Genomic DNA, 12390 nt, shown 5'->3' with positions numbered 1-12390 from the left:
TCCGTATCGCTTGACCTGAGACGCCGTCACGCCGGAGCATGGAGGCATGAGCGCAGCGAAGCCTCCGATCATGCCCGGCGTGACGGCGCCCCACTACGACGTCGCCCAGCCGCTGGACGTCGACTACGTCGGCGCGTTCGCCGACGCCACCGCCGAGGAGCGAGCGCACCAGCTCAAGGTGCGCCAGTTCGTGCAGGACCAGGTGCTCCCCGTCATCGACGGGTACTGGGAGCGCGCCGAGGTGCCCTTCGACCTCGTCAAGGCCATGGGCGAGCTCGACCTGCTGCGCGACGGCGTCGACGTGCCCGGCCGCCCTCACGTCACCCTCATGGCCGAGGGCCTGGCCAGCATGGAGATGTCCCGCGGTGACGGCTCCATGGCCACCGTCTGCGGCGTCCAGGGCGGTCTCGCCCTGCGCTCCATCGTCATGCACGGCTCGCCCGAGCAGGTCGAGCGCTACGCCGAGCCCATGGCCCGGGGCGAGATCCTCGGCGCCTTCGCCCTGACCGAGCCCACGCACGGCTCCGACTCGGTCTCCCTGGAGACCACGGCCCGGCGCACCGTGCGCGACGGCGTCGAGGGCTACGTCATCGACGGCGAGAAGAAGTGGATCGGGTTCGGCTCCTGCGGCCACGTCACCGTGGTGTGGGCGCGGCTCGTGGACGGTGACGGCGGCCCGGGCGACAACCAGGTGCACGGGTTCCTCGTGCCCCAGGACGCCCCCGGCTACCGCGCCACCACCATCGAGGGCAAGGTGTCCCTGCGCGCGATCTGGCAGGCGCACATCGTGCTCGACGACGTGTTCGTGCCCGCCGACGCCGCCCTGCCCGGCGCCACCTCCTTCAAGGCGACCTCGCAGGTCCTGTTCGCCACCCGCCTCGGCGTCGCCTGGTCCGCCGTCGGGCACGCCCTCGCCTGCTACGAGGCCGCCGTGCAGTACGTGGGCCAGCGCATCCAGTTCGGCCGGCCGCTCGCCGCCAACCAGCTCGTCCAGGAGCGCCTGACCCGGATGCTCTCGACCCTCACGCAGATGCAGCTCCTGGTGGCCCGCACCACCCGGCTCGCCGAGGCCGGGGAGCTGACCGGCCCGCAGGCCTCCCTCGCCAAGCTCACCTGCACCCGCGGGGCCCGCGAGATCGCCGCCACCGCCCGCGACATGCTCGGCGGCAACGGCATCCTGCTCGGCAACCGGGTGGCCCGGCACTTCGCCGACATCGAGGCCCTGCACACCTACGAGGGCACCGAGTCGATGAACGCCCTCATCGTGGGCCGCGACATCACGGGCGTCTCCGCGTTCGTCTGACGCGCCCCGCTCCCACGAGCCAGGCCGGGCGGGTTTCCCGCCCGGCCTCCGCTCAGCCGTCCAGCGCCTCCAGCAGGCGGTCGACGAACGCCGCCTGGGCGCTGACCACCACCGCCCGGGCGGCGTCGGGCGCGAACCACGCGGCCCGGTCGACCTCGGGCACCTCGATGCGGCGCCCGGACCGGGGCGGCCACTCGACCTCCACGGTGTTGCTGCGCACCGCGCCGACGTCGACCGCGTCCGGCGCCACCTCGCGCGCCCACACCAGCACCCGCTTGCCGGCTCGCTGACGCACCTCGCCCAGGTCGAGGTCGGGGCGTCGCGGGGCCGGCAGCGGGAGCCCCAGCTCCTCCGCCGCCTCCCGCAGCGCAGCGGCGTACGGCTCCTCGCCGGGCTCCGGCTCGCCCTTGGGCACCGTCCACGCGCCCGCGTCCTTGCGCGCCCAGAACGGGCCGCCCATGTGAGCGAGCAGCACCTCCACGCCCGTCTCACCACGGGGACCCGAGCCCTCGGGGGCGCGCCGGTAGAGCAGCAGCCCCGCGCTCGTCGTCGGCACGGCGGCCCTCAGGTGGTCGCCGCCGGGATGATGACCGCGGGCACGATCACCGCGGCCACGATCGTGGCGGTGAGCTCGTCGATCGCCTTGCCCGCCGCAGCGCTCGCCCACCCCGACTCCGCCAGCTCGCTCGCCCGACGCTCCGCGTCCTTGCGGCGCTCCCTGGGCACCAGCCGGGAGACGAGCCCGGAGCCCTGCAGCACCGCCAGCAGCGCGGCCTCGCGCGGCGCGGGCGCCACGCCGTCGAGCAGCACCGCCCGCAGGTGCTCGCGCAGCGCCGCCTCGTGCGCCGAGTCCTCCGCCGGCCACCGGGTGGTGCGGAAGAACCGCAGCACGGTGCGCTCCTCACGGCGCAGCACCCCGCGGTCCACCAGGCGCTCCAGCAGACGGTCCTCGAGGCCCCCGGCCAGCGGCTCGACCAGGTCGGCCGGCTTGCGCGGCCGCTCTGCCACCTGGCCCAGCGCCGCGTCGAGCTCCGGGTGCCCGGTGGGGGAGGCGTCGCGCACGACGACGCGACCCTCCTTCACGGCGCCGCCGTCCGCGGCGGTCTCGCCCGGGCCCGCCAGGTCGACGCGGTGCTCCAGCGCCAGCTCCACGAGCAGAGCCCCGGCCAGCCGGTAGTCCAGGTTGTTCACCCAGGCGTCGGGGGCGCCCGTCTCGTCGTCGTACGCGAGCAGCAGCACGTCCTCGGCGATGATCATGAGCCCACGCTGCCGCCCCGCCGCGCTCGCGGCAAGGGCACCGCCTGGAACGACCCGCCCTCGCTCCGTGCCGGGCGGCGGTCCGTGGAGGTCAGGCGGTGGGACGCGCGGCATGGCGGCACCCGGTGCCGTCGGCCCACGGCTGGCGCACCGCCCGCACGGGCACCGCGGCCGCTGCCGCCTCGCGGGCCACGAGCTGCAGGTACTGGTCCTGCGCCGCCTCGGCCACCTCGTAGGGCGACGGCGCGCCGGCCAGCACGTGCTCTCCCGCGCGGGCGAACAGCTCGGCGACCGCCAGCTCCTCGTCCGCCAGCCGTGCCGGCCGGAACCGGTTGCGCCACACCCAGCCGCCGTCGAGCGTGTACCCGCGCAGGAACAGGCCCTCGTGGTTGCCCGCACCCCCGGCCGCCACCCGCTCCAGCCGGGACACCAGCGGCTGCGGCGCGCCGTCGTCGGATGCGCGCACCGAGCGCACGACGTCGTCGCGCAGCTCGCCGTACGGCCCCCGCACCACCAGCGACGGCGAGCGCACCCAGGAGCGGTACTGGACGTCGTCGAACTCGTAGACGCCCAGCCGGTCCCCGTAGTCGAGCCAGGCCAGTGCGTGGACGCTGGCCACAGGATCGACCGAGACCGGGTCGGCGTAGCGGGACGGGCTGGGCAGCACCTGCCGCACGTCACGGCGGGCGGTCACCAGCGGCTCCTCGAACGTGACGCCCAGCGCCCGCCGCAGCACCGAGAGCCCGTGGTAGTCGTGCGCCAGGTTGACGTGCGCGTCCGTCACGGCGCCCAGGCGGCCCGACGCCGCCACCTCGAGCTGCGCCGACACCAGCGGCTCCAGGTGGTACTGCTCCGCCACGTGCACGCACGCGCCCGACTCCACCAGCCCCTGGAGCTCGACCAGCTCGGGCACGGTACCCGCGGCCGGCGTCTCCAGGAGCGCCGGCACCCCGGCGGCAGCCAGCTCACGGACGACGTCCTGTGCGGCGTCGGCGGGCAGCGTGACGACGACGAGGTCCGGCGCCGGGCGCTGGGCCGAGCCCGCCAGCAGCCCGTCGAGCCCGGGATGGGCGGCGAAGCCGTGCGAGGCCAGCAGATCACGGTCGGCGGAGCTGCGGGCGGTCACACCCGCGACGTCGAACCACCCGGGCAGCGCCGCCGCCACCCGCAGCATGGTCCGGGCGCGGAAGCCCGAGCCGACGACGCCGATGCGGACCGGCCGGGGCAGCGCGTCGTCGCGCGGGGCCGGCGTCAGGAACAGGTCGCTCACGTCGGCGAGCCTAGGGCGGTGGCCCGCTGTCGGCCCGCGCGCGGCCTCCCACCGCCTCCCACCGCCTCCGACGGTCGCACCGACGGGCAGGCCGGGGTCAGGCCGAGGTCGTCGGCACCGCCGTCTCGGACTGCTCGCGCCGGTGGATGCGCCACCACACGAAGAACCCGACCAGCGTGAACGCTCCGTAGAACACGTACATCGCGGCCGACGCCCAGTAGCCGGCGCTGAACAGCAGCGGCACACCCACCACGTCGACGGCCACCCAGACCAGCCAGAACTCCACCCATCCCTTGGCCATGCCGTACGTGGCCAGCAGGGAGCCCATGAAGATCCACGCGTCCGCCCACACGGGCTCGTACGAGCCGAGCGCGCGGAAGAGCGGCGTCAGCGCAAGGGTTCCGCCCACCATCGCCACGACCAGGCCCGCGCGCGCCCGCCCGGACGCCCAGCGCGGGTGCACCGCGGCGCCGTCGTCGGCGGGCACGGTGCCGTCGGCGCGCACCTCGAGGTTCTGCCTCTTGGTGGCACGCCACTGCACCCACCCGTACACGGAGACGGCGATGAACATCACCTGCCGGCCGGCCTGGCCCAGCATGTCCGGCAGGGGCGACCCGCCGAAGTAGGAGCCCATGAACACGGTGAACAGCAGCAGGTTGCCGACGATCCCCACCGGCCAGGCCCACACCTTGCGCCGCATGCCGCCCAGCGCCGAGGCCAGGCCGAACACGTTGCCGATGACCTCGCGCCACAGCAGCTGCTGGTCCCCGATGTGGAAGGTGGCCGAGAACAGCCACTCGATGACGCTCATCCCTCGTCCTCTTCTCGTCGTGCACCCGGTGCGCCGGGGCTGGACGAGGGGAGGGGTCGGCGGCGTCACGGGGCGGCGCACAGCACGCCGACGGCCCGCGACACGCCACGACCGGCGTCACCCGCAGGCGACGCCCGTGCTGCCTCCCATCCGGACTTTGACCGTCGGCCCTGGAGTTCCACCAGGTCAACCGGCCGCCACGGAGGGAGGCGCGGGTCGCGGGCTATACCGCCGGCTCGGAATTTCACCGACCCCGGAGCACGTCGTGCGTGTTCTTGCTCAGCGGCAAGGATGCCACAGCCCGTCCTATTCCCAGCCGGCCGAGCGCTTCCTGCCCGTGAGGGCGTCGCGCACCGCGTGCGCCACGTCGTCGGGCCCCGCACCGGGGTCGACGACGGCGACCACCACGCGCGACGTCGAGACGTCGGCAGGGCCGGACCCGGCCTGGGCCGCCGCCTCGCGGCGGCGCACGAGGTCGGCGGTGGCGCCGCGCCGCAGCTCGGCGAACGCCTCCTCCAGGTCGGGGCGCAGGTCGAGGTCCGGGTTGCGCAACCACTTGCGCAGGATGGCGTTGTGCACGGCGACGACGCCGGCCGCGAACGCGATGGACTGCACCGTGGAGGAACGGTCCGGCGGCAGCGTGTCGCGCAGGTACTTGGTGAAGGCCCGCTCGTACCGGTGGGTGGTCACCAGCTCGCGGTCGCGCAGGGCGGGCACCTGCTGGAGCAGGTGGTATCGAGCCAGCGACGTCTCCTTCTGGCCCACGTGGTGGTCGAACACGAGCCGGGCGGCCCGGCAGACCTCGAGGTAGGGGTCGGTGGCGGGGTCCCACGAGCGCTCGGGCAGGTCGGCGTCGTCGAGCGCGTCGGGACGGGTGGCGGCGAGCATCACCACCACCTCCTCGAGCAGGAGCTCGTGGTCGGCGAAGACCACGTCCTCCTTGGAGCGGAAGCGCCGGAAGAACGTGGCCCGGCTGACCTGGGCGGCGTCCGCGATCTCCTCGACCGTGGTCTGCTCGTACCCCTGGCGGGAGAACAGCTCGATCGCGGCGTCGACGGCTTGTGCGTGGGTGTGCGACGTCCGGACGGCGGTCATGCCCGGCAGGCTAGCGCGGTCGTCGCGACCGACGCGCGACGCGGTCAGCGGCGTGGCTCGTCGAAGCCGGCCTCGGGCCGGCGCCGCCGGCGCGACCAGCGCACCTCGCGGACGACGATGCCCGCGGCCAGCACGCACGGCACCCACGCCCACGCGCGGCCCCGGAGCGCCGCAGAGAGGAACGCGAGCGCGACGACGGACGCGCCCAGCACCGTCCACACGCTCGACCAGCGGATGCCCACGGCCGGCAGCGTACGGGACGGGATGAGGGCGCGGCTCGGCGCGGGTAGCGTCAGCGACGTGACCACCGAGACCCCCGTCCCCACCGTGGACGTCTACGTCGACCCCCTGTGCCCGTTCGCCTGGATCACCTCCCGCTGGGCGATCGAGGTGGCCGAGCAGCGGCCCGTGAACCTGACGTTCCGGCTGATGAGCCTGTACCTGCTGAACAAGGACCGGGACATCCCCGCCGACTACCGCGAGCGCATCGAGGCCTCGCGCGGCATCGGGCGCGTGGCGGCCGCCGTCCAGAGGGAGCACGGCCCGCAGGCGTTCTCCGCCTTCTACACCGCTGCCGGCACCCGCATCCACAACGAGGGGGACAAGGACTTCGACGCCGTCGCCCGGGGCGCCCTGGCCGAGGCCGGGCTGCCGGCGTCGCTGGCGGACGCCGCGACGTCGGACGCCTACGACGAGGCGCTCGCGGCCTCGCACGAGGCAGGGATGAAGCCGGTCGGGGAGGACGTCGGCACGCCGACGATCCACATCGACGGGGTGGCGTTCTTCGGGCCGGTGCTGACCAGGATCCCGCGGGGCGAGGAGGCGCTGCGGGTGTTCGACGGCGCGGTGGCTCTCGCGTCGTTCCCGCAGTTCTTCGAGCTCAAGCGCAGCCGCACGGGCGACCTGGACTTCAGCTGACGCGCGGGGCTCCGTCGGCGGGCGCCGTCGGATCGCATCGCTTCGACGGCGCCTGAGAAGATGACCGCATGACCCTCGATCTGCGCATCTTCACGGAGCCCCAGCAGGGCGCCACCTACACCGACCAGCTCGCGGTGGCGAAGGCTGCCGAGGAGCTGGGCTTCTCCGCGTTCTTCCGTTCGGACCACTACCTGGCGATGGGTGGCGACGGACTGCCCGGTCCCACCGACGCGTGGACCACGCTGGCCGGCCTGGCCCGTGAGACGACGTCGATCCGGCTGGGCACGCTCGTGACGTCGGCGACGTTCCGCCACCCGGGTGTTCTGGCGATCCAGGTGGCCCAGGTGGACCAGATGTCGGGCGGCCGCGTCGAGCTGGGCCTGGGGGCGGGCTGGTTCGCCGAGGAGCACTCGGCGTACGGCATCCCGTTCCCGGCGAAGCGGTTCGGCATCCTCGAGGAACAGCTCGCGGTGATCACGGGCCTGTGGGGCACGCCGGAGGGGGAGCGGTTCAGCTTCGCGGGCGAGCACTACACGCTGTCGGACTCGCCGGCGCTGCCCAAGCCGACCCAGGCCAAGATCCCCGTGATCGTGGGTGGTGGCGGGCCGAAGCGCACCCCGGCGCTGGCTGCCCGCTTCGCGGACGAGTACAACCAGGCGTTCCCGGAGTTCTCGTCGATCGCGGCGCGCATCGACGTCGTGAACCAGGCGCTGGCCGAGGCCGGGCGCGAGGCGTCGTCGATCACGCACTCGGCCGCGCTCGTGGTGGCGGTCGGCCGTGACGAGGCGGAGTTCACGCGCCGTGCCGAGGCGATCGGTCGTGAGCCGGCCGAGCTGCGCGAGCACGGCATCGCCGGCACCGTCTCCGAGGCCGTCGACCGCCTGGCCCAGGTGAAGGCGGACGGCGTCGAGCGCGTCTACCTGCAGGTGCTGGACCTGGGCGACCTGGACCACCTGGAGCTGATCGCGCGCGAGGTCGCCACCCGGCTCTGACCCCGTCGCCGCACGCGTGTGGGCGGGAGACTCGCCGCAATCCGCGCAGGATTGCGGCGAGTCTCCCGCCCACAAGCGTGACGGGGTGGGCACCGTCACCGAGCCGTGACCGCCAGGGAAGGTTGCCGGAAACAGCAGGGGACTACTCTCCTCCCTGACATTCACACGACCTCCACGGACGGAGCGCCATGGCCGGCACCCCTGAATCCCCATCCACCCTGGGCTGGAAGCTCCACGGGGACGGGCGCACCCTGGCGCCCGGCGCCGTCGTCGCCCCCGAGGAGCGGCTCAGCTGGCCGCGCACCGTCGGCATCGGCCTGCAGCACATCGTCGCGATGTTCGGCGCCACGTTCCTGGTGCCGCTGCTGACCGGCTTCCCGCCGTCCACCACGCTGTTCTTCTCCGCGATCGGCACGGTCGCCTTCCTGCTGATCACCGGCAACCGCCTGCCCAGCTACCTCGGCTCCAGCTTCGCGTTCATCGCCCCCATCGCCGCGGCCACAGGCGCCGACGGCGACCTCGGCGTCGCGATCGGCGGCATCCTCGTCACCGGGCTCCTGCTCGCCGCCGTCGGCGCAGTCGTCCACTTCACCGGCGGGCGGTGGATCGACGCCGTCATGCCGCCCATCGTCACCGGCACGATCGTGGCGCTCATCGGTCTCAACCTCGCCCCGGCCGCGTGGGGCTCCTGCGACGACGACGGCGTCTGCTCGGGCTTCCAGGGCGCTCCCCTGACCGCCGTCATCACCCTGGGCGCGATCATCCTCGTGTCGGTGCTGTTCAAGGGCATCGTGGGCCGCCTGTCCATCCTCGTCGGCGTCGTGGTCGGCTACGTCGCCGCCGTGGTCCAGGGGCAGGTCGACTTCACCGCCGTGCGCGAGGCCGCCTGGGTGGGCCTGCCCACCTTCCACGCCCCGTCGTTCGACGTCGCCGTGCTCGGCCTGTTCCTGCCGGTGGTGCTCGTGCTCGTGGCCGAGAACGTGGGGCACGTGAAGTCCGTGGCCGCGATGACCGGCCGCAACCTCGACCGGATCACCGGCCGGGCGCTGCTCGCCGACGGCGTCGCCACCAGCTTCGCCGGTCTCGGCGGCGGTTCCGGCACCACCACGTACGCCGAGAACATCGGGGTCATGGCCGCCACGCGCGTCTACTCCACCGCTGCCTACTGGGTCGCGGCGGCCGGCGCGCTCGTGCTGTCGCTCTCGCCCAAGTTCGGCGCCCTCATCAACACCATCCCCGCGGGCGTGCTGGGCGGTGCGGCCACGATGCTCTACGGCATGATCGGCATCCTCGGTGCGCGCATCTGGGTGCAGAACAAGGTGGACTTCTCCAACCCGGTGAACCTCACCACCGCCGCCGTGCCGCTCATCATCGGCATCGCCAACTACACCTGGGTGGCCGGCGACCTGCGCTTCGAGGGCATCGCTCTCGGCACGGCCGCCGCGCTGATCATCTTCCACGGGATGCGGTGGGTCTCGAAGGCCACGGGTGCTCACCAGGAGCCCGCGACGCCCGCCTCGGCACCCGCGGGCACCGAGCTCGAGCGCTGACGGAGCTGGGCTGACCGAGCTCGAGCGCTGACGACGAGAGGGGCCCGTCGAGGTGGACGGGCCCCTCTCGTGGTCGTGCCAGGTCCGGGGATCAGCCCTCGGCCGGAGCCTCCTGCGGCTCCTCGTCCTCCGGCTGCGACTCCTCCGCCGGGGTGGGCACGGGCGACGGCTCGATCTCGTCGGCCGGCTCGCACCCGGGAGCGTTGGTCAGCGGCGTCTCGGCCGACACCTCGACGTCCTGCTCGTCGTAGGGGCGCACGTAGTGGTCGCCCACCAGCAGGTCGACGCTCGCGTCCTCGCGCGTGTCCAGCACCATGCGCATCGGCGGGTAGTGCGCGGCCAGCGTGTAGGCCGCGACGATGCCCTGGGTACCGAACCGCAGCTCGTTCTCGGGGATGGTCACCGAGTAGTTCGCGGTGCCCTCGACGGCGAACCCGCGGCGCGAGAGCACCGTCTGGTTGGCGCCGGCCACGCCGTTGAACTGGGAGGCGTTGAAGATCCGCACGTGCACCTGGTCGTAGGGCAGCGGCAGGGCACCGTCGGGCTGCCCCTCCACGGCCGGCAGGCACGGCGGCGTCACGGGGGCCTGCTTCTCCTGGGCGGACGTGAAGTCCCGCGCGAACGGCGCCTCGATCGCGCCGGTGTACACGGCGAGCGCGCCGAGCCCCGTCATGACGAGCAGCACGATGAGCACCCCGAACACGACCGCCTGCCGCTCGTGCTCGCGGCGGCGGCGCGCGATGCGGGCCGGGTCCTGGACGGGAGAGGTCACGCGACGAAACTACCGGAGGCCGTGACCCGGGGGCGGGCAGGCGCGGTGGGTCGCAGGGTCAGGCGTGTCACGCCGGTGCTGGGGGCAGCGCTCGCGCCCGTGCTCACGGCGCCGCTCACCGCACCGTCAGGACGCGCGCGTGGAGCACCGGCCGCTGCTGGAGGGCGGCGCGCACCGCACGGTGGAGGCCGTCCTCCAGGTAGAGGGTGCCCTCGAACTCGATGACGTGGGCGAACAGGTCGCCGAAGAACGTGGAGTCCTCGGCCAGCAGGCGGTCGAGGTCCAGGGTGCGCTTGGTGGTCACGAGCTCGTCGAGCCGGACCTGCCGCGGAGGCACGTCAGCCCAGTCCTTGGCGCTGACGCGCCCGTGGTCCGGGTAGGGGCGTCCTTCCCCCACGGCCTTGAAGATCATGGCGACCATCGTAGGGGTGCCCCGGGCGCCTCTCCTGGGCAGCGGGGGCGACGCACACCGGGCGGTCACGACCTCGCCACAAACGACGGGTGACCGGGGACGACGAAGGCCCCGGAACCGTGTCCCGGGGCCTTCGTCACTGCGGAGGATGGGGGATTCGAACCCCCGAGGGCGTGAACCCAACACGCTTTCCAAGCGTGCGCCATAGGCCGCTAGGCGAATCCTCCTGGTGGTGCTCCCTCGTCCGTCGGCGTACGCCTCCGGGCTCGGGCAGCCCCAGAAGGATACCGGACGACGGCGGGTGCCTCGGCATCGTGCTCGCGGCGGCGGCGGGGAGCGGGCGGATTTCGGCAGGGCGGCGGCCTCGGCTAGTCTGGGGGCAGACCCCTCGTGCGGCGTCATCGCACCGAACTCCCCCAGGGCCGGAAGGCAGCAAGGGTAGGTGTGCTCTGGCGGGTGTGCGAGGGGTCCTTTTCTTTGCCCGAAGACCCCCGCGGGCCCGGGCTCGGGCGGTCTGGCCGGGTGCTCGGCTGCGGTGAGGTCGCGGTGCGGCGGCACGGAGGGCCGGAGGCGCCCGGCGGTGGTGCGGGAGCGGCGCCGGCGGGGCGGGCTGGGCTGCTGAGCCTTCCGAGGCGTGGACGTCGCCCGACGCTCTGACCTGCGGTTTCTCAAGATGTGAGCGGCTCGGCGTCCGCATCGCAGGATTTCCCGTGCTCCGGTTGGCCCTCGACGACGCCGCCTGCTCATGATGGAGCCATGTCCCGCACCTCGACGCCCGTCGCCACGACCTCGCGCTCCTGCCTGCGCGACGTCATGCGCTGTCGTGCCGCGTCGACCGGCCGAATGCCGCGCCCGGCGGCCTGTCGGGCCTGCTGACCCGCTCCTTGAGCAGCCGCCGTCCGTCACGGACGGCGCCCGACGTCCGCCGGTACCCCGGCGTGCACAGCCTCACACCCGCAGGGCCCGCCCTCCAGCACCGGCTCTCCAGCACCGGCTCTGCGAGCCGCGCGCCCTCGTCCCACCCACCGCAGCACCCCACCGCAGCACCGGACCCGGCACCGCCGTCGTCCGACACCGGAAGGAACCACCCATGCGCAACCGCCTCACCCTCGCCGCCCGCTCGTTCGCGGCCGTCGCCACCACGGCCCTGGTCCTGTCGGCGTGCGGCAGCGGGGACACGGAGGTGTCGGCCGGCAGCGCCGAGGACCCGATCGTCGTCGGCGTCGTCGGTGCGGGCGACCCGTACTGGCAGACCTTCACGGACCTGGCCGAGGCCGAGGGCATCCACGTGGAGCTGCGGAACTTCTCCGACTACCAGCTGCCCAACCAGGGCCTGTCGGACGGCGAGCTGGACCTCAACCAGTTCCAGCACCTGCAGTTCCTGGCCGGCTACAACGTCAACACCGGCAGCGACCTGACGCCCATCGGCGCCACGGCCGTCTACCCGCTGGGCCTGTACTCGACCAAGCACGACTCGGTCGAGGCCATCCCCGACGGCGGCGAGATCGCCATCCCGAACGACGACACGAACCAGGCCCGGGCCCTGCTGGTGCTCCAGGAGGCCGGCCTGCTCACGCTGCGCGACGGCGGCAACTCGTTCTCCACCCCGGCCGACATCGTGGCCGAGGAGTCCCGCGTGACGGTCACGCCGGTGGACGCCGGCCAGACCGCCATCGCGCTGCAGGACGTCGACGCGTCGATCATCAACAACGACTACGTCGGCCAGGCCAACCTGACGGCCGAGGACGCCATCTACTCGGACGACCCGAACGCGTCGGCCGCCGAGCCGTACATCAACGTGTGGGTCTCGCGGGCCGAGGACAAGGACAACGAGACGTTCAAGAAGCTCGTCGAGATCTACCACTCCCCGGAGGTCACCGAGGGCGTGCTGGAGGCATCCGGCGGCACCGGCGTCATCAAGGACAACGACCCGGCCGACCTCGAGCGCATCCTGGCCGAGATCGAGGAGAACCTGCAGGACCAGCAGGGCTGAGCCCTTCTCCCTACTGT

Annotated in this window: 13 protein-coding genes, 1 tRNA gene, 1 other RNA gene and 1 riboswitch; of the genes, 6 read left to right on the top strand and 9 right to left on the bottom strand. The window is 73.4% G+C overall.

Features of this window, described 5'->3' with window-relative positions:
* Positions 1–46 precede the first annotated feature (46 nt).
* On the top strand, positions 47–1303 hold the full coding sequence (locus DNL40_RS13035; RefSeq protein WP_111251698.1) for an acyl-CoA dehydrogenase family protein: 1257 nt from the start codon (positions 47–49) through the stop codon (positions 1301–1303).
* 52 nt (positions 1304–1355) lie between these two features.
* On the opposite strand, the gene DNL40_RS13030 is transcribed toward DNL40_RS13035, so the two are convergent.
* The 6 genes from DNL40_RS13030 to DNL40_RS13005 all read right to left on the bottom strand — a co-directional run bounded on the left by DNL40_RS13030 (position 1356) and on the right by DNL40_RS13005 (position 5978).
* A complete protein-coding gene (locus tag DNL40_RS13030; RefSeq protein WP_111251697.1) occupies positions 1356–1859 on the bottom strand; it encodes an NUDIX hydrolase in 504 nt (167 codons plus the stop codon).
* 8 nt (positions 1860–1867) lie between these two features.
* Positions 1868–2560, bottom strand: a complete 693-nt coding sequence (locus DNL40_RS13025; RefSeq protein ID WP_111251696.1) for a GOLPH3/VPS74 family protein — start codon at positions 2558–2560, stop codon at positions 1868–1870.
* Between the two features lie 91 nt (positions 2561–2651).
* Positions 2652–3830 (bottom strand): Gfo/Idh/MocA family protein, encoded by a 1179-nt coding sequence (locus tag DNL40_RS13020; RefSeq protein WP_111251695.1) that lies wholly within the window; start codon positions 3828–3830, stop codon positions 2652–2654.
* A gap of 97 nt (positions 3831–3927) precedes the next feature.
* Entirely contained in the window at positions 3928–4641 is a 714-nt protein-coding gene (gene pnuC, locus DNL40_RS13015; RefSeq protein WP_111251694.1) for a nicotinamide riboside transporter PnuC, read from the bottom strand.
* 134 nt (positions 4642–4775) lie between these two features.
* Positions 4776–4905: riboswitch (FMN riboswitch) on the bottom strand.
* A gap of 42 nt (positions 4906–4947) precedes the next feature.
* Positions 4948–5736 carry a TetR/AcrR family transcriptional regulator gene (locus DNL40_RS13010; RefSeq protein WP_111251693.1) on the bottom strand — a complete coding sequence of 263 codons (789 nt, stop codon included), beginning with the start codon at positions 5734–5736 and terminating at the stop codon, positions 4948–4950.
* A 44-nt stretch (positions 5737–5780) separates the two neighbouring features.
* Positions 5781–5978: a hypothetical protein gene (locus DNL40_RS13005; protein ID WP_111251753.1), complete on the bottom strand. Its 198-nt coding sequence runs from the start codon at positions 5976–5978 to the stop codon at positions 5781–5783.
* A gap of 22 nt (positions 5979–6000) precedes the next feature.
* On the opposite strand from DNL40_RS13005, the gene DNL40_RS13000 reads away from it, so the two are divergent.
* The 3 genes from DNL40_RS13000 (at position 6001) to DNL40_RS12990 (ending at position 9196) form a co-directional block, all read left to right on the top strand.
* Positions 6001–6654 carry a mycothiol-dependent nitroreductase Rv2466c family protein gene (locus tag DNL40_RS13000; protein WP_111251692.1) on the top strand — a complete coding sequence of 218 codons (654 nt, stop codon included), beginning with the start codon at positions 6001–6003 and terminating at the stop codon, positions 6652–6654.
* A 68-nt stretch (positions 6655–6722) separates the two neighbouring features.
* Positions 6723–7646: an LLM class F420-dependent oxidoreductase gene (locus DNL40_RS12995; protein WP_111251691.1), complete on the top strand. Its 924-nt coding sequence runs from the start codon at positions 6723–6725 to the stop codon at positions 7644–7646.
* A gap of 188 nt (positions 7647–7834) precedes the next feature.
* Positions 7835–9196 carry a uracil-xanthine permease family protein gene (locus DNL40_RS12990; protein WP_111251690.1) on the top strand — a complete coding sequence of 454 codons (1362 nt, stop codon included), beginning with the start codon at positions 7835–7837 and terminating at the stop codon, positions 9194–9196.
* A 91-nt stretch (positions 9197–9287) separates the two neighbouring features.
* Here the strand turns inward: DNL40_RS12990 and DNL40_RS12985 are convergent, their stop codons facing one another.
* From DNL40_RS12985 to DNL40_RS12975, 3 genes are all read right to left on the bottom strand, one after another.
* Positions 9288–9968, bottom strand: coding sequence for a LytR C-terminal domain-containing protein (locus DNL40_RS12985; protein WP_111251689.1), 681 nt, complete (start codon positions 9966–9968; stop codon positions 9288–9290).
* A gap of 115 nt (positions 9969–10083) precedes the next feature.
* Positions 10084–10380 (bottom strand): type II toxin-antitoxin system VapB family antitoxin, encoded by a 297-nt coding sequence (locus DNL40_RS12980; RefSeq protein ID WP_111251752.1) that lies wholly within the window; start codon positions 10378–10380, stop codon positions 10084–10086.
* A 142-nt stretch (positions 10381–10522) separates the two neighbouring features.
* Positions 10523–10607: transfer RNA gene (locus tag DNL40_RS12975), tRNA-Ser, on the bottom strand.
* Between the two features lie 152 nt (positions 10608–10759).
* On the opposite strand from DNL40_RS12975, the gene ffs reads away from it, so the two are divergent.
* Positions 10760–10856, top strand: an RNA gene (gene ffs, locus DNL40_RS12970) — signal recognition particle sRNA small type.
* A gap of 614 nt (positions 10857–11470) precedes the next feature.
* Positions 11471–12373: a MetQ/NlpA family ABC transporter substrate-binding protein gene (locus DNL40_RS12965; RefSeq protein ID WP_111251688.1), complete on the top strand. Its 903-nt coding sequence runs from the start codon at positions 11471–11473 to the stop codon at positions 12371–12373.
* Positions 12374–12390 lie beyond the last annotated feature (17 nt).

Source organism: Xylanimonas oleitrophica (assembly GCF_003244315.1).
GTDB lineage: Bacteria > Actinomycetota > Actinomycetes > Actinomycetales > Cellulomonadaceae > Xylanimonas_A > Xylanimonas_A oleitrophica.
The sequence above is the reverse complement of the archived record's forward strand: the minus strand, read 5'-3'. Positions and strand labels throughout refer to the sequence as shown.

Excerpts from the sequence above, each read along its gene's own strand:
- DNL40_RS12995 (WP_111251691.1), top strand. The coding sequence starts at position 6,723 with ATGACCCTCGATCTGCGCATCTTCACGGAGCCCCAGCAGGGCGCCACC.
- pnuC (WP_111251694.1), bottom strand. The coding sequence starts at position 4,641 with ATGAGCGTCATCGAGTGGCTGTTCTCGGCCACCTTCCACATCGGGGAC.
- DNL40_RS12990 (WP_111251690.1), top strand. The coding sequence starts at position 7,835 with ATGGCCGGCACCCCTGAATCCCCATCCACCCTGGGCTGGAAGCTCCAC.
- DNL40_RS13000 (WP_111251692.1), top strand. The coding sequence starts at position 6,001 with ATGAGGGCGCGGCTCGGCGCGGGTAGCGTCAGCGACGTGACCACCGAG.
- DNL40_RS13035 (WP_111251698.1), top strand. The coding sequence starts at position 47 with ATGAGCGCAGCGAAGCCTCCGATCATGCCCGGCGTGACGGCGCCCCAC.
- DNL40_RS13010 (WP_111251693.1), bottom strand. The coding sequence starts at position 5,736 with ATGACCGCCGTCCGGACGTCGCACACCCACGCACAAGCCGTCGACGCC.
- DNL40_RS12980 (WP_111251752.1), bottom strand. The coding sequence starts at position 10,380 with ATGATCTTCAAGGCCGTGGGGGAAGGACGCCCCTACCCGGACCACGGG.
- DNL40_RS12965 (WP_111251688.1), top strand. The coding sequence starts at position 11,471 with ATGCGCAACCGCCTCACCCTCGCCGCCCGCTCGTTCGCGGCCGTCGCC.
- DNL40_RS13025 (WP_111251696.1), bottom strand. The coding sequence starts at position 2,560 with ATGATCATCGCCGAGGACGTGCTGCTGCTCGCGTACGACGACGAGACG.